Genomic DNA, 19,347 nt, shown 5'->3' on the forward strand with positions numbered 1-19,347 from the left:
GCACCGGGCCGAACCCCTCGGCGGTGAGCGCGGGCAGGGTCACCGCGAGCGCGCAGCCCAGCGCCACGCACGCCGCCACCAGCCACACCCCGGGCCGCCCGCCGGCCGGCACGTCCAGCCGCAGTCCGATCCGCGCCAGCGCGCCCTGCCCGGCCAGCAGCCGGGTCAGCGGTCCGGCCAGCAGGGGTGCGCAGATCACCGAGGGGACCGCCAGGGCCAGTGCCTCCAGGGCGGCGAGCGCCGCGATCCTTGCGCGGGAGGCGCCGCGCGCCCGCAGCAGCCGGACCTCGCCCGTGCGTTCCGCGCTCAGCAGCCGCGCCACCAGCAGCAGGGCGCAGCCCGCGAGCAGCGCGAGCTGCAGCGCGACGATCAGCAGGGTGGAGCGGGAGACCAGCAGGGAGCGGTCGACGCGTCCGAGGACGTCCGGCAGGGAGGTGCTCGCGGCCGTCGTGCCGCTGAGCGCGGGCTGTCTGCGCAGGGCCGCACTGCCCGCCCGGGCGGCCTCGCGCAGCTCGCCGATCCGCCCGGTCGACAGCGACGAGAAGTCCGCCGACGCCAGCCACCCGGACTGCCCGGCGCTCACCCGGCCGCCGGTCAGCACACCGGGGGCGGCCAGCAGCGGGCCGTACGTGGTGAAGCCGACCGTTCTGACGCCCCGGCCGCCCAGGTCGTCCAGCCGCCAGTAGGGCGCGTCGGCGTGGGCGGGCCGGTACAGACCGGTGAGCGTGACGTGCACCTTCGGGCCGCTGAGCCGGTCGGTGAGGGTGAGACGGGCGCCGGGCTTCAGATGCAGGCGCCGGGCGGCGGTGACGGGGAGCGCGGCCTCGACGCCCGAGCCCTCCCGGGGCGCCCGTCCCGCGACGATCCGCACCTGCGTGGGATCCAGTGCCGCGACGAACGTCAGATCCGGCTCCCCGGACCGCTCGGCCGGCGGCTGCAGCGAGCGCGGCAGGGCGTAGGGGCCCGAGCGCATCAGGGTCCGTACGGTCACCGGCAGCCCGTCGAACGTCCGCCGGGCCCCCTGCCGTACGGCGCGGTCGGCGGCGGCACGCCCCTCGGCCGGTACGTCCGCCTTGACGATCAGGGCGGCGTCGGCGGCGTTCTGGGGGGTGCGCAGGGAGTGGCGCAGGGCGGCGTCGCCGATCGCGCCCGAGTAGGCGGTGAGGGTGGCCAGGACGGCGGTGGTCAGCAGAACGGTGAGCAGCGCGGCGGCCAGCAGGAGGCGGTGCGCACGGGCACGTAGCAGGACGAACCGTGCGATCGCGCCGAACGCCGTCACACCCAACCCCCCGTGGTTGTCCAGACCTCTCGGCGATGTTGTCAGAGGGTCAGGCTCAGGGGTAAGCGCTTGTACGGCGGGCTTGACCGGATCGTGACCGGATTCCGACGTAGTACGACCGGAATCCGCACGTCATACAGGGGAGTTGATCAGTCCGCGGTGTTCACCATCGAGGCGGCCGCGTACGTCAGGTACTTCCACAACTGCTGCTCGTGCTCCTCGGACAGGCCGAGTTCGTCGACGGCGTCCCGCATGTGCCGCAGCCAGGCGTCGTGCGCCTCGCGGTTCACGGCGAAGGGGGCGTGGCGCATCCGCAGGCGGGGGTGGCCGCGGTTGTCGCTGTACGTCGTCGGGCCGCCCCAGTACTGGATCAGGAACAGGGTCAGGCGCTCCTCGGCGGGACCGAGGTCCTCCTCGGGGTACATGGGCCGCAGGACCGGGTCCTCGGCCACACCCTCGTAGAAACGGTGCACGAGGCGGCGGAAGGTCTCCTCCCCGCCGACCTGCTCGTAGAAGGTCTGCTCCTGAAGCGTGCCGCGCCGGATCTCATTCACGTCCCCCATGCTCTCAGACGGCGGGACCCAGGACCTGAGGCGTAGGACCCTTGCCGGGGGCCCGACTTCCGGATCGGTGTGCTCCGGTACTCGCCTCGTGCGCCGCCGCGCAGGACAGTGGACGTATGGGCGCTCACGCTCTCGACAGAAGCGACAACGACCTCTCCGGGCTCGCGCGCTCGGCGCGGGCGGCGCTCGTACGGGAGATCGACGCGAGCGGGGCCTGGGACGACGACCCGGTGTGGCGGGAGGCGTTCGAGGCGGTCCCGCGTCATCTGTTCGTGCCGTACTACTACGTCGGCGTCATGGGCGGCTACGAGCGGCTGTGGGGCGAGAGTCCCGACCCGCGGACGCGGGAGAGGTGGCTGCGCGGCGCCTACGCGGACACCCCGCTGGCCACCCGGCTGCGCGACGGGGAACTCGTCTCCTCCAGCAGTCAGCCCTCGCTCATGGCGAAGATGCTGGTCGAGCTGCGGGTGGAGGACGGCAACCGGGTCCTGGAGGTCGGCGCCGGCACCGGCTACAACGCGGCGCTGCTGGCCCATCGGCTGGGCGACGACGACCTGGTCACCACCGTCGACCTGGAGCCGGAGATCACCGAGTCGGCGCGGCGGCACCTGGCCGCCGCCGGACACCACCCGGCCGTCGTCACCGGTGACGGTGCGCGCGGCGTGCCCGAGCGGGCCCCCTTCGACCGGATCATCGTGACCTGCACACTGGCCTCGGTGCCGCGCGGCTGGCTCGCCCAGTGCACCCCCGGCGCCCGCATCCTGGCACCGTTCGCCACCGGCCTGATCGCCCTGACGGTCCAGGACGCCACCCACGCCGAGGGCCACTTCCTGCCCACACCCGCCTACTTCGTCCCACTACGCGGCGAGACCCGCCCCACACCGGAACCCACCGACCTCCCGCGCCACGCCAGGGACCAGGACCTGTTCCGCTTCCTGCACACACTGACCCGAGGCACCCTCGACCCGCAGGAGACCTTCGCCCTCTGGGAACGCGAAGGCCGCCCCCCACGCGACCGCTACGGCATCACCATCGACAACGACCAGGAATGGGCCTGGCTGAACACCCCAAAGGGCCCTCACACCTGGCACCTCCCCTCGCCGTGAAGGGGCGCGGGGAACTGCGCGACCAGCCACGACGGCGCCGCAGACGAAAAACGGCCCGTCGCACCGCTGACCGGCGGAGCTAACCCCGGCGGATCGTGATCGTCGTCCAAGCCCCCACATGCACCTTGTCGCCGTCCTGCAGCGGCACCGGTACGAAGGGCTGGATCGGCTCCTCGGAGTTGTTGACCGTGGTGCCGTTCGTCGAGTTCTGGTCGACGACCGCCCAGCTGCCGTCCGGCTGCTGCACCAGCACCGCGTGCTGATGCGAGACGCCCGGGTCCTCCGGCGGCACCGCGAGATCGATGTCCGGGGTGTCGCCGGTGGAGTGGCGGCGGCGCCCGATGGTGATCTGGTTGCCGCTGAGCGTGCGCTGCTGCTCGGGCGAGTACGCGGGCAGGTTCAGCCCGGCGGCCTCGGGTCCCGAGCGCTGCATCATCGCCATGAAGTACTCGCGGTCCGGGCCGATGGTCGCCATCCAGGTGGCCGGACCGGCGGGCGGCTGCGGGAAGCCCTGTCCGGGCGGGGCCTGGGTCGCGCCGGCCTGCGGATAGCCGTAGCCACCGCCCTGACCGGGACCACCGGGACCACCGGGGGCGCCGGGGCCGCCGGGGCCGCCGGGTCCTTGCGGACCGCCGGACGGCGGCGGGATCACCCAGTCGTCGTCACCGCCGCCGAAGGACGGACCGCCGGGCTGCTGCGGCCGTCCCGTCTCCTGCGGGTAGCCGGGCGGGGCCGGCGGACCGGGCTGGTGGAACGCCTGCGGGGCACCGGGACCGTTCGGGCTCCCGGGACCGCCCTGCCCGCCGGGACCGGGACCACCCGGACCTCCGGGCGGCGGCGGAGCCTGACGGGACGGGTCCTGTCCGTAGCCGGAGGGGTCGGAGCCGAAGCCGGAGGGGTCGCCGAAGGGGCGGCCCTGACCCTGGGGGTCGGAGCCGTAGGGCGGGCTCGGCGGGATGGGCTCGGCGGGCCTGTTCATCTGGGACGGGCGCGAGCCCTGGTACTCGTACGAGTCACCGCCGCCGTACGACGGTCCGGGACCGGGACCACCGGGACCGCCAGGACCGGGTCCACCGGGGCCCGGCGGCGGCTGGAAGCGCACGGCGGGGCCGGGCGCCGGCGGGCGCGGGGCCGCCGGGGTGTAGGAGGTCGCGGTGTTCGTGAGGAAGTTCCACCGGCACTCCTCGCAGAAGGGCGCGCCGCCCTCGCGGGGCGTGCGGCACTGCGGGCAGAGCTCCGGCTCGGGGTCCGGCACGGCGGACAGATGTCCTCGGCCACCGCCCTGGGGGCCCTGGCCGGGCGGCGGGAAGCCGTAGCCACCGCCGGGCGGGGGTGGCGGAGGGGGCGGAGGCACGGCACCGGCCATGCGGTGACCGCAGACCTCGCACCAGTCGTCGGAACCCGACTGGTGTCCGTTCGGGCAGGTCGGCATGTCGGCGCTTCCCCCTCTCCTTGACCGGCCGTCCGGCCGGGTTTCTCCAACCCCAGGGGGCCGGGCTCGCTCTTTGCTATGTCACTTCTTTACACGAACAGTCTTTGTGGACCGAGTCTCGAGCGTCATCTCGTCGGCCTCCTCGACCTTCGCCTTCAGTCGCACAGTACCCGTCGCGGCGTCGACCACGTCCACCACCTTCGCAAGCAGTTTCGCAGTATCCGCGTTTCCGGAGGCGCTGGCGAGCTGAACGGCTCTGCCCAGTTTGGCCGTTGCTCCATCGAAATCGCCCGCTTTGCGAAGGTCAAGCCCCTGCTGGATGGCCTGTGCCAGTTCGGCCTGCCCGGTGTAGTGGGCGACCTGCGGGTTGATCGCCGTGGAGGCGGCCATGTCGTCGGTCCACACGGCCCTCACCAGGCCCTGGGCGCCCAGGTTCTGGGCGCTGCCGTCGGGCTGCGGGATCACCAGCGAGACCCGGGCGGCGAGCATCTCCTGGCCGATGTCCGCCGACTGCACTTCGACGCATACGTGGTAGTCACGGGACTCGTCGCCCCAGGAGCCGGTGGGGTAGTCGCCGGCACGCGGGCCGGCCTCCGCGCGACGGTCGGTCAACTCCTCGACGGTGGGCGCGACTTGCTTGACGAACTTGATGGACGTGCCCACCGGCGTCCACAGCCTGAGCGCCACGTCGGCGACCTCCTTGCCCATGGCCGTCTCCATCATCTGCGTGAAGTCGGCGGCGAGGGCGGCCGGGTCGGCCACGATGTCGGACGTGCCGAGCAGTGCCGAGGCGATCCCTGTGACTTCTTTCACTTCCCAGTCGGTGCCCACGCCCCGTGCGTCACAGGTGAACCGTCCGGCACAGGAGTCCAGGGCGGCCCTGAGGTCCCCGGGCGACTCGTGCTCGTTGCGGCCGTCGGTGAGCAGGATGCCGTGGCGGATCGCGACGTCGGCGGAGGCGAGCAGGCGGTCGGCCAGCCGCAGCCAGGTGCCGATCGCCGTGCCGCCGCCCGCGCTGAGCTTGCGCAGCGCCTGTTTGGCCTGCTCACGGGTGGTGGCGTCGGCGACCGCGAGACGCCCGCCGCCCGGGTAGACCTCCTTGGCGACATGGGTGCCGCCGATCACCGCGAAGTGGACTCCGTCGCGCAGGGTGTCGACCGCGGCGGCCGTCGCGTCCCGCGCGTTGCGCATCTTCGTCGGCGGGTAGTCCATCGAGCCGGAGCAGTCGACCATGATCGCCACTGCCGCGGAGGGGCCCTGTCCCGGCGCGTAGAGGTGGGGTGCCGCGACCGCGCTGCCGATCGTGCCGCCGCCGGTGGCGGTCACCGTGACGATGGCGTTGACCTCGCGACCGCCCTCCGGCAGGTACTCGTTCTGGTACACGTCCATCGAGAACTGCGGCACGTTGGACTTCGAGAAATTGGCCATGCCTACTCAAATCCCCCTCGAAAACCTCACGGTGGTGAGGTGACGCCTGGAAGTGGACCGGTCCCCTCCGGTCCATGAGACCTTCCCCGTACGCGGCCTCAGGCCGATCCTGCCCCCTGGGACACGGCCGGGAACGGGACGACGGCCACTGTTACGTTGTCGTGGCCCCCGCCGTCCAGGGCATGACCGACCAGTACGCGGGCGGCGTGCAGCGGACGGGCCGCGGCGTCCGACGGGACGAATTCGGCCATCTCCTGTGCCCCCTCCGCGTAGTTCCACAGCCCGTCGGTGCACACCACCACTACACCCGGCCGGTCCGGCTTGAAGGAAGCGGTGTGCGGCTCCAGTTCGTACGCGTCCGCGCCGAGCCAGCCCGTGATCGCGTGGGCGCGCTCGTCGGCGTACGCCTCGGCCTCGCTCATCAGGCCCGCGGAGACCATCTGCGCGGCCCACGAGTCGTCCTCGGTGAGCCGGGCCGGGGGCGAGGTGCGGTCCGCCGGCACCCAGTAGACGCGGCTGTCGCCGACCCAGCCGACGACCAGCAGCCCGGGCGTCACGACCGCGCCGACGATCGTGCACGCGGGCGCGTTCTGGTGCGGGCTGTGCTCGCGGGCGGTGGCGGGCTCGTCGGCCAGGGCGTTGACGGCGTGCGAGGCGGCGACGATCGCGTCGTGCATCGCCTGCTGCGGATGGGTGCCCCGCGGCAGGGCGGCCAGCAGCGACTCGTTGGCGGCCACTCCCGCGGCGAACGAGGCGTCGTCGGGGCGGGTCGCCGAGGAGACCCCGTCGCAGACCACGGCCACGGACGCGGGGGAGCCGTCCGGGAGGGTGGTCCGGCCGATGCCGAAGGCGTCCTCGTTGCGGTGGTGGCGCAGTCCGCGGTCGCTGACCGCGGCGACCGGTCCGGCCTCCTGCTCCATGTGGTCGCGCTCGCGGGGCTGGGCGTGCCCGCAGTTCTCGCAGTAGCCGTCGCTGTCGACGCGGCCCGCGCGGCAGGCGACGCAGAGCTTGGCCCCCGGGGGCGCGGAGAGGTCCGCGATGCGCGGGTCCGGCGCCTGCAGCGGGTACTCGTCGGGCTCCGGCGGCCGGTCGAAGCGCACCCCGGTGGCCGGGGAGACCGGCGACCCGGTGGGCGGGGGGACCGGCGGTCCGGCGGGCGGCACCGTCGGCAGCGGGGACCCGCCCGAGTCCGTACCGGGCAGCTCGGCGGGCACATGCGTCACCGCCGGGCCGCCGGAGCTGCTGTCCGGCTCGGCCGCGAGCGGCCAGGCCGCCGCATCACCGGCACCGGCACCTGCATCACCGCCTGCGCCGTCGTCGCCCTCGCCTGCGCCGTCGCCGGAGGGCGGGACCGAGCCGTTCAGGGTGACTGTCGGGTGGTCGTCCGGCCGTGCGGGCACGGCGGACAGGTCGTAGCCGCACGCACCGCAGAAACGGTCACCCGACTCGAGCGGCCACTCGCAGCTCGGGCAGTTCGACAGGGCGGCCTGCTGGGGCATCTGGGACATCAACTACACCCACGTCCGGGGGCGGTAACGGTTGGCACGTTCCACCAGGTCGATCCTCTCCTCGCCGCCGGGCGCCAGCCGGGCGAGCGTGCGGTACGAACGCTCCAGGCCGAAGCGGAGTCCCCGCTCGTCCAGATCGCTGCCGAGCAGCACCCGGTGCGCGGTGGGTGCGGAACCCTGCCCACCGGAGAGTATCCAGTCCAGCGCGCAGCCGAGGACCTCGGCCGACAACTGCTCCCGGCGCGCCGGATCCAGGCCGTAGGCGTCCAGCGCCTCGACCTGCCGGGCGGCGGCGCTCAGATCGTCCAGGAACGCCAGGTCACCGGGGGTCGTCGTGCGCCCGCGCAGCCGCGCCCGTACGGCGGCCACCCGCGCGGCCGTGTAGTGGATCGACGACTCCGGGACCGACTCCAGTGCCGCCACGGCGCCGACGCGGTCCCCGGTCGCGAGCTGGACGCGGGCCAGGCCGAAGGCAGTGCTCACATAGCTCGGGTCGGTCGACCACACCAGGCGGTAGTACTCGGCCGCGTTGTCCAGCTGGCCCAGCACCTCCGCACACAGGCCGAGCGCCAGCTTGGGCGCGGGCTCGCCGGGGAAGGCGTCGTAGATCGCGTCGAAGGCGAGCGCGGCGCCCTCGTGGTCGCCGGTCACCAGCGCCGCCACACCGCGGTACCAGACCACCCGCCAGTCGTCGGGCCGCTCGTCCTCCAGACGGAGCAGGGCCTCCAGGGCGGTGTAGGAGTCGCCGTTCTCCAGCCAGGCGCGGATCTGCCTCAGCCGGGTCTCGATCGACGCCGCGGGCGCCGCGGCCAGCGCCCCGAGCAGCTCGGCCGGGGCGGTCGTCATCAGACCCGCGAGGAAACCGGCGTTCGGGTCGGAGGGGTCGACGCGGGGGACCGGCAGGGCGAGGGCCGCCACGGGGGAGTTGACGGACTTCACGATCGCCGGGGAGCCGTTCGCGGAGGCGTTCGGGGGGGCGCTCGCGGAGGGAGGCAGGGCGGGCTGCCGACCCTTCCTGCGCGGCACCGACCGCGCCCCCAGCAGCGACACGTCCCCCTCCAGCTTGGGGAACAACTCCGTGTCCGTGACTCTCAGTTCGGGCCCGAACAGCGTCGACAGCGAGGGCCGCGCCCGGCCCGACTGCAGCGAGACGACCTCGCGCAGCACACCGGTCAGCTGCTCCGCCATCTCCTGCGCCGAGGCGAACCGGCGGGCCGGGTCCGGGTCGGTGGCGCGGACCAGGAAGCGGTAGAAGGACTCGTACTGGCGGAAGACCTCGATGTTGTCCGGGTCGGGCAGGGAGTCCACGAAGACGTTCGTGTACCCCTGGAAGTCGAAGGTCAGGACCGCGAGCGTACGGGCCACCGTGTACAGGTCCGAGGCCACCGAGGGGCCGGCGTCGGCCACTTCCGGCGCCTGGTAGCCCACCGTGCCGTAGATGGCCGACTCCTCGTCGTCCATCCGGCGCACCGCGCCCATGTCGATGAGCTTGAGCTGGTCCTCGGTCTGGATGGCGTTGTCGACCTTGAAGTCGCAGTACAGAAGGTTTCTGCTGTGCAGATGGCCGAGCGCCTCAAGCGCCTCGATGCCGTACGCGCATGCCTGCTCCACCGGCAGCGGATCGCGCTTGCCCTCGGGCGTACGGCGCGAATTGGCGATCTCCTTCAGCGACTTGCCGCCTACGTACTCCATGACGATGTAGCCGTCGAGCGAGCCGGTGCGCTGGTCGAGGTGCTCCACGAAGTTGTAGATCCGCACGATGTTGGAGTGCTCGATCTCGGCCAGGAAGCGCCGCTCGGAGATCGCCGCGGCCATCGCGTCCTGGTCACCGGTGTCCAGCAGGCCCTTGAGGACCACCCACCGGTCGGAGACCGCCTTGTCGACGGCGAGATAGACCCAGCCGAGCCCGCCGTGCGCCAGACAGCCCACGACCTCGTACTGGCCGTGCACCACGTCGCCGGTCTTCAGCTTCGGGACGAAGGAGTAGGGGTTGCCGCACTTGGTGCAGAAGCCCTCGGTGCGGCCCGCGCGGTCACCGCGCGCACGCCCCACCGGCGCCCCGCAGTCGGAGCGCGAGCAGAACCGCTTGCGCTCGGGCACCTCCGGGTTCTCGAGCACCATCGCCCGCGGGTCGGGCCGCGGCACGTCCGGCACCTGCACCAGACCGACGCCGAGTCGGCCGCGGCCGCTGGAGTTGGTGCTGGAACCCGAGCTGCGCACCGACACCGAACGGCTGGAGGTGCGGCCCGACAGGGAGCGGGAGAGCCGCCCGGACACCGAGCGCCGGGACTTCGAGGACTGCGAGGACGTGCGCGAGCTGCGGCTGCTGGCACGCGAACTGCCGCTGCCCTGCGAGTCCTTGCCGCCTCCGGTGATGCCGGTGGCCGGTGAGCTCACCATGCCGTCGGCGGAGACGACCGGCGCGAGACCGCAGGTGTCGCAGTACAGCTCGCCGCCGCCCACGTCCTCGTAACTGCCCTCGCACCCCGGCCGCTGGCACTGCTGCTGGGCCTTGCTCATGACGTCACAGCACCCCCTTCGTCACTCACGCTCCGGGCCCCCCGCGGTCCTGGGGCCCGCCCTGCCCCGGCACGCGGGCGGCCAGGGCCTCGGCGGCCGCCTGCTGGTAGCGCAGCACCGCCTGCCCGGCGACGCGCAGATCGCACGGCGCGCTCCACAACATGCGGCGCGCCGCGTCGTACCGCTCGATCAGGAACGGGTCCTCGGCGAGACCGTGGCGGGCCACCTTCGCCTTGTACGCGTCGAGGCGGCCGCGCAGCTCCGCGCGGACCGCGAGCGGCGCGGTCACGGCCGTCAACGACTCGCGGGCGCGCAGTAGTTCGTCCTCGGCCTTCTGCTCCAGCGACTCCAGCAGCGGCGACAGACGGTGCCACTGCGCGTGTCGGCGGTACTCGGCGGCCGTCGCCAGCTGCTCCTGCAGCTGGGTCGCCGGACCGCTGACGACCGGCACCTCCGTGGCCGCGATCTTCGCCAGCACCTCACCGCGAGCGGTGCGCGCCTCCGCGAGCGTGCGGTCGGCGCGGCTGAGCACGTCCCGCAGCTTCACCAGCCGCTGCTCCGCGTCCTGCCGGACGGTGAGCACGGCGTCGATCTCCCGGCGCACCTCCTCCAGGGCGCGCGCCTCGCGGTCGTAGACCGTGGTGTCCGGACGGCCGCCGCCGGGCGCCGAACTGCCTTGCGCGGGCAGCCAGTACGCGAGCGGGTCGGAGATCACCTGCTCGCGCAGGGAGGTCAGGATGCGCGTGATGCGCTCCAGGTCGTCGCCGGCCGGGTGCTCGCCGGGGCGCACCCCGACGGAGTGCGCGAGCTTGCGGGTGCGCTGGAGCTCCGCGGCCAGTAAATCGATCCGCGCGGGCAGCGCCGACCAGACCGCGTCGGCGGCCACGACCATGTCCAGGCTGGACGCGTACAGGTCGTTCATCACGTCGACCAGGCCGGCCAGCGAGAACTGCCGGCTCAGCTTGCCCGGATCGACCATCAGCGTCGGCGCGTTCGCCGTGGCCGTGGCGGAGCCCGCCACGGTGACGGACTCGCCGCGCAGCAGCTCCGTCAGCTCCACCAGGTCGTCGTGGCTGGACCAGCGGCGCCGGGAGCGGATCTCGCGGGCGGAGCGCAGCGCGTCGGAGTACGCGTCGAAGTAGGCCCACAGCAGGGTGATCGACGCCTCTGCCGCACTCCAGCGCTCCTTGGTGATGCCCGTGAGCTCAGCGCCCTCCAGGAGTCTGCGGCCCGCGTGGTCCTGCAGGGCGAGGAGCGAGGTCTCGATCGCCTCGTGCTCCGCGCCGAGCCGCGCCAGCGCACGGTCCACCTCGTCCCGGTCCATCACCGGCCCGGCGGGGTCCGTGACGCCCATCGATCACCTCTCGCTGCTGTCGTGTTCCGTGGTGTGGTCTCTTACCTCTGATGATCGGTCACTTGTAGTGGGCGGCGGGAGGGGTCGCCGACGTCGACTTCTTGTCACCCTGGTCCATGGTGGGGTGCAGCCACTTCTGGTACGAGTCCGCCCAGCCACCGTCCTTGACGTAGTTCTCCAGGGTCCGGTTGACCTGGCGTACCAGATCGTCCGAACCCCGCTTCATCGCCACGCCGTAGTACTCGTCGGTGAACAGGCCGCCCTTGAGCTCCACCGTCGGGTCCTGCGCGGCCTGGCTGGCGGCGAGCGCGCCGTCGGTGACGACCGCGTCGACCTCGCCGAGCTGCAACTTCACCAGGCAGTCGAGCTGGTTGGGCACGACGGTGCGGATGTCGGTGGAGGCGGGGATCCTGCCGCCCTTGTCCGCCTTGAGGTTGTCGAGCGCGGTGGAGCCCTCGGCCGAGCAGACCTTCTTGCCGGCGAGAGTGCCGTTGTAGCCGGTGATCGTCGACTTCTTGGGCGCCAGGACCTGCTGACCGGTCCTGAAGTAGGGGGCGGAGAAGGCGACATCGCCGAGGCGGTCGCAGGTGATCGTCATGGTGCGCACCACCATGTCGACCTGGCCGCTCTGGATGGCCGGAATACGCTGGTTGGTGGGGATGGCCTTGAACGAGACCGCGTTCGGGTCGCCGAGCAGGTCCTTGGCTATCCGGTGCACGAGGTCGATGTCGAAGCCCTCCAGCGAGCCGGAGGTGTTGTTCGGGTTGAGGTAGCCCCAGCGGTAGCTGTTGGTGTCGACGCCGACGATCAGCCGCCGGTCCTCGCGGGCCTTGATCTTGTCGACTACCGGTGTGGCGCCGCCACCGGACGGCGAGAGGCTCTGGTCCTGCGGGGGTATGCCGTTGTCGCACTTCGTGTCCGCCCTGGCCTGGGTGCCGTGGGCGAGGCGCCCGCCGGAGCTGTCCGGGGCGCCGCTGGACTGGGTGTGGGGCAGCAGCAGCGCGAAGGCCAGGGCCAGGGCGCACACGGCCGCCATCGCGCCGACCCCGCCCCAGCCGCGCAGGCCGGTCCGCAGACGCCGGGCCAGACGGTGTGCATCCATCCTCACGCCCCCTCTCACCGGTACTCCGAAAGCCTGCGCCCGATGCCGAGCACCGCGCCCGCCGCGCCCAGCACGGCGAGCACCGCCGCGCCGTACGGCAGTCCGGTCAGCGCGTCCTTGCCGTCGCCCGCGGCCTGCTTGAACTCCGCCTGCTCGTGGCCGAGTGCCGTTTCAAGCGCCTTGTCCACATTGTCGAAGCACACGCTCGTCGGATCCTTGCCGACGCCGATGACCTTGTCACGGGCCTGCTGGTACTCGCCCTTGTCGTTCAGGCCCTGGGCGACGCCGTGCCGGTCCTTCCACGCCTTCATGAAGCCGTTCGCGTCGTTCACGGGCTTGCGGCCCGCCGAGTCGTCCGCGAGGGAGTCCGCCTGCACGAGCGACTTGGCCAGCTTGCCGATCTGGTCGTCGTAGCCCACGGCGTAGGCGTCCTCGGTGGCGTCGCCGACCTTCTTGGTGTCCGCGCCGCGGCGGATCAGGCTGAGGTTCTCGTCGCTGCGGGCGGTCAGGGACGCGATCCGGGCGTCGTGCAGGACGTTCAGCGAGCGGACGCCGTGGTCGTAGGAGTCGCTCAGGCCCGCGCGCGCGACCGTGTGGCCGACGACGAGCCACAGCAGGACGACCGCGGAGGCGGCCGAAGCCGTGACCAGACCGTGGTTCAGCACCCGGTTGGTGCGCAGGTAGTTGCGGCGCTGCGCCCAGGCGAGGCCGCCGAGGGCGACGAGGCCGAGGCCGATCGCGGCCCACGGGAAGGACTTCGCGTCGGCGTAGTCGGACTGCAGCCGCTGGTTCTCCTTGCGGTACAGGTTCTCGGCCTTGGGCAGCATCTGCTGCTGCATCTGCTCGTTGGCGGCGCGCAGATAGGCGCTGCCGACCGGGTAGCCCTGCCGGTTGTTGGTCCGGGCCGTCTCGATCAGGCCCTTGTACTGCGGCAGCAGGTTGTTGAGTTCGGCGATCGTCCTCGCCGAGTCGGAGCCCGCCTCGGAGTTGGAGGCCGCCGTGACCAGCTTGGTCGCGGCCGTGCGGATGTCGGCCTCGTACCGCTTGCGCATCTCGGGCTTTTCCTGCGGGCCCGCGAGATAGCCGCTGGCCGCCGCCGTGTTGGCGTCGGCGAGCGAGCGGTAGATGTCGGCCGCGTCGGAACTCAGCGGCTGGCTGCGGGTGAGCACGTCGTCGGCGGCCGAGGCGCGCTCGGTCATCTGCCAGGCGGTGACCGCCCCGAACGCGACGACGAGAAGGGCGACGAACGCGCCGATGACGCGCAGCCGTCCGGGCTCCGTCGTCGCCGCCTCACGCAGCCGGTCGACGCCCTCGGCGAAGGCCGTGCGGCGGGCCGGGGCGGGTTCGGGCACGGCGGAGGGGCCCGGGGCCGGTGGGGGTGCGGCCTGCCCGGGCTGCGGCGGGATCGCCGGCATCGTGGGCAGCCCGGTGCCCGGTGGCGCCGTGCTGCTCTTCGGCGGGTGTGTCACTGTGACCTCCCCCATGGTCATCCGTCGCCGCAAGTATCCCTGCCGGTCGCCTCCGGCGGGAGGGCAGGGTCTCGCCTCACCCCCTGCCCATCAATACGTCGTGGGAATCGGATCGGTTCCGCCCCGGGGCACGTCGCCTCGCGGTGCTCACGCCTCGAAGTGCGCCCGGACGCGCTCGTGCACCTCCCGGGGGGCGTCCAGCCGGTCCAGACCCAGCAGCGCCGCCCCCAGCACCGGGCTCGCCGTGACCACCCTGGGCACCGCCTTGGGGGCCCGGGCCGCCAGCAAGTCCCGTACGCCGTCGTTGAGTTGCGGGTGCTGGGCGGCCAGGACGCCGCCGCCGAGGAGGACGGGGGTCTCCTCCTCCAGCAGACCGAGGCGGGTCAGGGCCACCGTCGCCATCGTGACCACCTCGTCGGCCAGGCGGTCCACGACGGCGCGGGCGACCGGGTCGCCGTCGGCCGCCGTCGCGAACAGGACCGGGGTCAGCTCGTGACGGCGGGCGGGCTCCACCTTCTCCAGGTGCAGCGCCTCGATCAGCGCGAGCATGGTGTCGAGGCCGAAGTGCGCCGGCAGGGTGCGGGCGAGGGCGGTGGGTTCGCCGCGCCCGTCCTCCGCGCGCGCGGCGAACCACAGGGCCTCCTCCGCCAGGCCCCATCCGCCGCCCCAGTCACCGGAGATACGGCCGATCGCGGGGAAGCGGGCGGTGCGCCCGTCGGGGTGCATGCCGACGCAGTTGATGCCGGCGCCGCAGACCACGGCGACCCCGCGCGGCTCGGTGATGCCCGCGCGCAGGATGGCGAAGGTGTCGTTGCGGACCTGCACGGCGGAGCCCCACGCGCGCGCGTGCAGCGCGGCCGCCAACTGCTCCTCCTCGACGGGGAAGTCGGCGTTGGCCAGGCACGCGGAGACCTGGTCCACGCCGCTCACCCCCGCCGCGGCGAACGCCCTGTCCACCGCCTCGGCGAGGGCGTCCACCGCGTTCTCCACGCCCACCACCGGCGGCCGGAACCCGCTGCCGCGGGCCGTCGCGAGGACGGTGCCGTCGTCCGCCACCACCGCGACGTCGGTCTTGCTGTTGCCCGCGTCTATGGCGAGGACACGTGCGGTCAGGCCCACGCGAGATGCTCCCGGTTGTGTGCGATCAGTCGGTCGGTCAGGGCGTCCGCGTACTCGTACTGGCCGATGAGCGGGTGGGCGAGCAGGGCCCGGAAGACCCGGTCGCGGCCGCCGCGCAGCGCCGCCTCCAGGGCCAGGTCCTCGTACGCCGTCACGTTCGCCATCAGGCCCGCGTACAGCGGGTCCACGGCGGGCACCGTCAGCGGCAGCGCCCCCTTCGGCCCGACGGCGGCCTGCACCTCGATGACCGCGTCGTCGGGCAGGAAGGGCAGCGTGCCCCGGTTGTGGGTGTTGACCACCTGGTACGGGCTGCCCCCGCCGCCCAGCAGCGCGGCCGCGAGGTCGACGGCAGCCTCCGAGTAGTAGGCGCCGCCCCGCTTGGCGAGCAGCTCCGGCTTCTCGTCGAGGGCCGGGTCGCCGTACATCGTCAGCAACTGCCGTTCCATCTCCGCGACTTCGGCGGCCCGGGAGGGCTTGGTGCGCAGTTCGCGCACGACCGCGTCGTGGGCGTAGAAGTAGCGCAGGTAGTACGAGGGGATCACGCCGAGCCGGTCGAGCAGGGCCCGGGGCAGCCGCAGGTCGCCGGCGATGGTGTCGCCGTGCTCGGCCAGCAGCCTCGGCAGGACGTTCTCGCCCTCGGGGCCGTCCAGGCGTACGGCGGTCTCCCAGGTGAGGTGGTTGAGGCCGACGTGGTCGAGGTGGACGTCGGACGGAGAAACGCCCAGCATCCCCGCGAACTTCCGCTGGAAGCCGATCGCCACGTTGCACAGGCCGACCGCCCTGTGGCCCGCCTGCAGCAGGGCCCGGGTGACGATGCCGACCGGGTTGGTGAAGTCGATGATCCAGGCGTCCGGGTTGGCGCGGCGGACGCGTTCGGCGATGTCGAGGACCACCGGGACGGTGCGCAGCGCCTTGGCGAGGCCGCCCGCGCCGGTGGTCTCCTGGCCGACGCAGCCGCACTCCAGCGGCCAGGTCTCGTCCTGCTCGCGGGCCGCCTGCCCGCCGACGCGCAGCTGCAGCAGCACGGCGTCGGCGCCCTCGGCACCCGCGTCCAGGTCGGAGGTGGTGACGATACGGCCGCCGTGCCCCTGCTTGGCGAAGATGCGGCGGGCCAGACCGCCGACCAGCTCCAGACGCTCGGCGGACGGGTCGACCAGCACCAGCTCCTCGACGGGCAGGGTGTCCCGCAGCCGCGCGAAGCCGTCGATGAGTTCGGGGGTGTAGGTCGAGCCTCCGCCGACCACGGTGAGTTTCATACTGGGTTAACCCTTCACTCCGGTGAGCGTGACGCCTTCGACGAACGCCTTCTGGGCGAAGAAGAACACGAGGATCACGGGGGCCATGACCAGCACGGTGGCGGCCATGGTCAGATTCCAGTCGGTGTGGTGCGCGCCCTTGAACGACTCCAGGCCGTACGACAGGGTCCAGGCGCCGGGGTTCTCCGACGCGTAGATCTGCGGGCCGAAGTAGTCGTTCCAGGCGTAGAAGAACTGGAACAGGGCCACGGCCGCGATGCCCGGCCGCGCCATCGGCAGGACGACCTTCAGCAGGGTGCGCAGCTCGCTGCAGCCGTCCACCTTCGCCGCGTCCAGGTACTCGTTCGGGATGGTCATCAGGAACTGGCGCAGCAGGAAGATGGAGAACGCGTCGCCGAACGCCATCGGGATGATCAGCGGCCACAGCGTGCCGGACAGGTCCAGCTGCTTCGCCCAGAACAGGTACATCGGGATGATGACGACCTGCGGCGGCAGCATCATCATCGAGATCACCAGCATGAGCGCCAGATTGCGGCCGCGGAAGCGGAACTTGGCGAGCGCGTACGCCACCGGGATCGAGGAGACGACGGTCAGGACGGTGCCGAGGCCGGCGTAGATCAGGGTGTTCTTCCACCAGGTCAGAAAGCCCGGGGTGTCGAAGACCTTCCGGTAGTTGGACCATTCCCAGGTGTGCGGGATCAGATCCCGGCTGAGTGCCTGGCTGTCGCTCATCAGCGAGGTCAGGAGCACGAACACGAACGGGAGGACGAAGAACAGCGCGGCGGCGACGCCGAGCGCGTGGACGGCGACCCACTCCAGCAGCGTACGGCGGCGGGCCGTGCGCTCGGCGGGGGAGACCGGCGACTTCAACTGCACGGGCTTTTCCAGCACTTGGGCCATGGTCAGTCACCTGCCAGGTTGAGACCGCCCCGGCGCCGCATCAGGAACGCGGTGAACACCATGGACAGGGCGAACAGGACCAGGGCGACGACGCACGCGGAGCCGTAGTCGAAGCGCTGGAAGCCGAGGTTGTAGACGAGCTGGGGGAGGGTCAGGGTCGACTTCTCCGGGTAGCCGGGCTCGAACTGGGTGCCCGCGCCCTGGATCACGCCGGAGGCGACCTTCCCCGCGATGAGCGGCTGCGTGTAGTACTGCATCGTCTGGATCACGCCGGTGACGACCGCGAACATGACGATCGGCGAGATGTTCGGCAGCGTCACGTACCGGAACCGCTGCCACGCCGACGCCCCGTCCAACTCGGCCGCCTCGTACTGCTCCTGGGGCACGTCGAGCAGCGCCGCCATGAAGATGACCATCAGGTCGCCGATGCCCCACAGGGCGAGCAGGGTCAGGGCCGGCTTGGACCAGCTCGGGTCGTTGAACCAGCCCGGGGCCGGGATGCCGACCTTCTCCAGGACGGAGTTGACCGGGCCCGTACCGGGGTTGAGCAGAAAGGCGAACGCCATCGTGGCCGCCACCGGCGGGGCCAGGTAGGGCAGATAGAAGAGGGTGCGGAAGACCCCCGTGCCCGTCTTGATCTTGGTGATCAGCAGGCCGACGCCGAGACCGAAGACGACCCTCAGCGTCACCATCACCAGCACCAGCCAGAGGGTGTTGCGCAGGGCCGGCCAGAAGAAGGGGTAGTGCTCGAAGACGTAACTCCAGTTCTTCGTCCCGCTCCACGTCGGCGGCTTGAAGCCGTCGTAGTGCATGAAGGAGAAGTAGACCGTCGAGATCAGCGGGTACGCGAAGAAGACCGCGAAGCCGATCAACCAGGGCGACATGAAGGCGAGAGTCCGCAGCGCCGACCGGCGGCGCTTCGACGCCAGGGTGATCGTGGCCATTACTTCGCCTGCGCGATGTCCGTGTCGATCTGCGCGGCCGTCTTCTTCAGGCCGGCCTTGAGGTCGGTGACCTTTCCGCTCTCGTAGTCGTAGCCGAAGTTCTGGATCGTCGTCAGATACACGCCGCCGTTGATGGAGGCGGGCGACGTGGTGGAGTTCGGGTTCGCGGCGATGTCCAGGAACGTCTTGAAGCGCGGGTCGTACTTCAGCTTGGGGGACTTCAGGGCGGCGAGCGTCGAGGGCACGTTGTGGATGCCGTTGGAGAAGTTCACCACCGCGTTTGTGTCGGTGGTCATGTACTTCACCAGCTCCCAGGCCGCGTTCTGCTTGTGGCTGGTGGCGGCGATGCCGGTGATGGTGCCGGTGATGTAGCCCTTGCCGTACTGGCTCGCCCGGTCGTCGGGGACGGGCAGCGGGGCGACGCCGATGTCGAACTTGGGCTTGGCGTCCATGGCCATGCCCAGGCGCCATTCGCCGTCGAGCTGCATGGCCACCTGGCCGGTGTGGAAGGGGTGTTTGACGCCCCATTCGTCACCGAGCTTGGAGCGGTAGGTCTCCAGCTTCCTGAATCCGCCGAGTTCGTCGACGAGCTTCTTCTGGAGGGTGAATCCGGCCCGGAAGGCGGGGTCCGTGGCGAGTTCGGACTTGCCGGCCCTGTCGAAGTACGTCGGTGAGAACTGCCCGAAGTAGTGCTCGGTCGTGGTCTCCCAGCCGTGGTAATCCGGCATGAAGCCGAGCTGCTTGTAGCTGTCGCCCTGGGGGATGGTCAGCTTCTTCGCGTCGGTCTCGAATTCGGACCAGGTCTTCGGCGGGGTCTTGATGCCCGCCTTCGCGAAGGCCGTCTTGTTGTAGTAGAGCCCGTAGGCGTCACCGAGCAGCGGGGCGGTGCAGCGGTTGCCGTCGAACTGGGTGTACTCGTTCATCGCCTTCGGGAACGTCGTCTCCGGGTCGATGCCCGACTTCTTGAAGAAGGGGTTGAGGTCGACCAGCGCACCCGACGAGCAGAACTTGCCGACGTTGTTGGTGGTGAAGGAGGAGATGACGTCCGGGGCCTTGCCGCCGCCGGTGCGCAGCGCCTGGTTGATCTTGTCGTCGGTCATGTTGGCGACGACGTTGACATGGATGTTGGGGTGCGCCTTCTCGAAGCCGGCGATCAGCGTGTTGACGGCCTTGACCTCGCTCGGCGCGCTCCAGGCGTGCCAGAAGTTGATGGTCGTGTCCTTCGAGGCGTCGTCGTCCGCGCCGGAGGAGGACTGGCCGGTACAGGCGGTGGTCAGCAGGGCGAGGGAGGCGGTGGCGGCGAGGGCGACGGCCGTCTTCCGCGACACTCCGGCTATCACTTTCCAGGACTTTTCGGGCATGACGAG

15 protein-coding genes are annotated in these 19,347 nt (G+C 71.7%); 1 reads left to right on the forward strand and 14 read right to left on the reverse strand.

What is annotated here, in order from left to right; translation table 11 throughout:
* Together JYK17_RS33895 and JYK17_RS33900 are read right to left on the reverse strand one after the other, a co-directional pair.
* The coding region (locus tag JYK17_RS33895; RefSeq protein WP_308011728.1) for an FtsX-like permease family protein at positions 1-1,279 on the reverse strand (1,279 nt) is incomplete at its 3' end.
* Positions 1,280-1,428: 149 nt separating this feature from the next.
* Positions 1,429-1,842, reverse strand: a complete 414-nt coding sequence (locus JYK17_RS33900) for a globin (RefSeq protein WP_108014741.1) — start codon at positions 1,840-1,842, stop codon at positions 1,429-1,431.
* 116 nt (positions 1,843-1,958) lie between these two features.
* On the opposite strand from JYK17_RS33900, the gene JYK17_RS33905 reads away from it, so the two are divergent.
* Entirely contained in the window at positions 1,959-2,948 is a 990-nt protein-coding gene (locus tag JYK17_RS33905; RefSeq protein WP_222811879.1) for a methyltransferase domain-containing protein, read from the forward strand.
* Between the two features lie 79 nt (positions 2,949-3,027).
* Here JYK17_RS33905 and JYK17_RS33910 read toward each other — a convergent pair whose 3' ends face one another.
* The 12 genes from JYK17_RS33910 to JYK17_RS33965 all read right to left on the reverse strand — a co-directional run bounded on the left by JYK17_RS33910 (position 3,028) and on the right by JYK17_RS33965 (position 19,341).
* Positions 3,028-4,380, reverse strand: a complete 1,353-nt coding sequence (locus JYK17_RS33910) for an FHA domain-containing protein (RefSeq protein WP_108014739.1) — start codon at positions 4,378-4,380, stop codon at positions 3,028-3,030.
* A gap of 81 nt (positions 4,381-4,461) precedes the next feature.
* Positions 4,462-5,808 carry a vWA domain-containing protein gene (locus JYK17_RS33915; protein ID WP_222811880.1) on the reverse strand — a complete coding sequence of 449 codons (1,347 nt, stop codon included), beginning with the start codon at positions 5,806-5,808 and terminating at the stop codon, positions 4,462-4,464.
* A 98-nt stretch (positions 5,809-5,906) separates the two neighbouring features.
* Positions 5,907-7,316, reverse strand: coding sequence for a PP2C family protein-serine/threonine phosphatase (locus JYK17_RS33920; protein WP_108014792.1), 1,410 nt, complete (start codon positions 7,314-7,316; stop codon positions 5,907-5,909).
* A gap of 3 nt (positions 7,317-7,319) precedes the next feature.
* Positions 7,320-9,836: a serine/threonine-protein kinase gene (locus tag JYK17_RS33925; RefSeq protein ID WP_128802897.1), complete on the reverse strand. Its 2,517-nt coding sequence runs from the start codon at positions 9,834-9,836 to the stop codon at positions 7,320-7,322.
* Between the two features lie 25 nt (positions 9,837-9,861).
* Entirely contained in the window at positions 9,862-11,190 is a 1,329-nt protein-coding gene (locus tag JYK17_RS33930; RefSeq protein ID WP_108014736.1) for a hypothetical protein, read from the reverse strand.
* Positions 11,191-11,248: 58 nt separating this feature from the next.
* Positions 11,249-12,292: a glutamate ABC transporter substrate-binding protein gene (locus JYK17_RS33935; RefSeq protein ID WP_128802898.1), complete on the reverse strand. Its 1,044-nt coding sequence runs from the start codon at positions 12,290-12,292 to the stop codon at positions 11,249-11,251.
* A gap of 14 nt (positions 12,293-12,306) precedes the next feature.
* Entirely contained in the window at positions 12,307-13,761 is a 1,455-nt protein-coding gene (locus JYK17_RS33940) for a GlnX family signal transduction membrane protein (RefSeq protein WP_108014791.1), read from the reverse strand.
* 147 nt (positions 13,762-13,908) lie between these two features.
* Positions 13,909-14,880 carry an N-acetylglucosamine kinase gene (locus tag JYK17_RS33945; RefSeq protein ID WP_108014734.1) on the reverse strand — a complete coding sequence of 324 codons (972 nt, stop codon included), beginning with the start codon at positions 14,878-14,880 and terminating at the stop codon, positions 13,909-13,911.
* Entirely contained in the window at positions 14,871-16,136 is a 1,266-nt protein-coding gene (locus JYK17_RS33950) for a 6-phospho-beta-glucosidase (protein WP_108014733.1), read from the reverse strand. Before JYK17_RS33950 ends, JYK17_RS33945 begins: the two co-directional genes overlap by 10 nt.
* A gap of 6 nt (positions 16,137-16,142) precedes the next feature.
* Complete coding sequence (locus tag JYK17_RS33955; RefSeq protein ID WP_108014732.1) at positions 16,143-17,036, reverse strand: carbohydrate ABC transporter permease; 894 nt, start codon at positions 17,034-17,036, stop codon at positions 16,143-16,145.
* Positions 17,037-17,038: 2 nt separating this feature from the next.
* On the reverse strand, positions 17,039-17,980 hold the full coding sequence (locus tag JYK17_RS33960) for a carbohydrate ABC transporter permease (protein WP_108014731.1): 942 nt from the start codon (positions 17,978-17,980) through the stop codon (positions 17,039-17,041).
* Entirely contained in the window at positions 17,980-19,341 is a 1,362-nt protein-coding gene (locus JYK17_RS33965; RefSeq protein ID WP_234547825.1) for an ABC transporter substrate-binding protein, read from the reverse strand. The genes JYK17_RS33960 and JYK17_RS33965 overlap by 1 nt, the downstream gene beginning before the upstream one ends.
* Between the last annotated feature and the right edge of the window lie 6 nt (positions 19,342-19,347).

Source organism: Streptomyces plumbidurans (assembly GCF_019857225.1).
GTDB classification, from domain to species: Bacteria; Actinomycetota; Actinomycetes; order Streptomycetales; family Streptomycetaceae; genus Streptomyces; species Streptomyces plumbidurans.

Coding starts and splice junctions, on each gene's coding strand:
- JYK17_RS33900 (WP_108014741.1), bottom strand. CDS start 1,842: ATGGGGGACGTGAATGAGATCCGGCGCGGCACGCTTCAGGAGCAGACC.
- JYK17_RS33905 (WP_222811879.1), top strand. CDS start 1,959: ATGGGCGCTCACGCTCTCGACAGAAGCGACAACGACCTCTCCGGGCTC.
- JYK17_RS33910 (WP_108014739.1), bottom strand. CDS start 4,380: ATGCCGACCTGCCCGAACGGACACCAGTCGGGTTCCGACGACTGGTGC.
- JYK17_RS33915 (WP_222811880.1), bottom strand. CDS start 5,808: ATGGCCAATTTCTCGAAGTCCAACGTGCCGCAGTTCTCGATGGACGTG.
- JYK17_RS33920 (WP_108014792.1), bottom strand. CDS start 7,316: ATGTCCCAGATGCCCCAGCAGGCCGCCCTGTCGAACTGCCCGAGCTGC.
- JYK17_RS33925 (WP_128802897.1), bottom strand. CDS start 9,836: ATGAGCAAGGCCCAGCAGCAGTGCCAGCGGCCGGGGTGCGAGGGCAGT.
- JYK17_RS33930 (WP_108014736.1), bottom strand. CDS start 11,190: ATGGGCGTCACGGACCCCGCCGGGCCGGTGATGGACCGGGACGAGGTG.
- JYK17_RS33935 (WP_128802898.1), bottom strand. CDS start 12,292: ATGGATGCACACCGTCTGGCCCGGCGTCTGCGGACCGGCCTGCGCGGC.
- JYK17_RS33950 (WP_108014733.1), bottom strand. CDS start 16,136: ATGAAACTCACCGTGGTCGGCGGAGGCTCGACCTACACCCCCGAACTC.
- JYK17_RS33955 (WP_108014732.1), bottom strand. CDS start 17,036: ATGGCCCAAGTGCTGGAAAAGCCCGTGCAGTTGAAGTCGCCGGTCTCC.
- JYK17_RS33960 (WP_108014731.1), bottom strand. CDS start 17,980: ATGGCCACGATCACCCTGGCGTCGAAGCGCCGCCGGTCGGCGCTGCGG.
- JYK17_RS33965 (WP_234547825.1), bottom strand. CDS start 19,341: ATGCCCGAAAAGTCCTGGAAAGTGATAGCCGGAGTGTCGCGGAAGACG.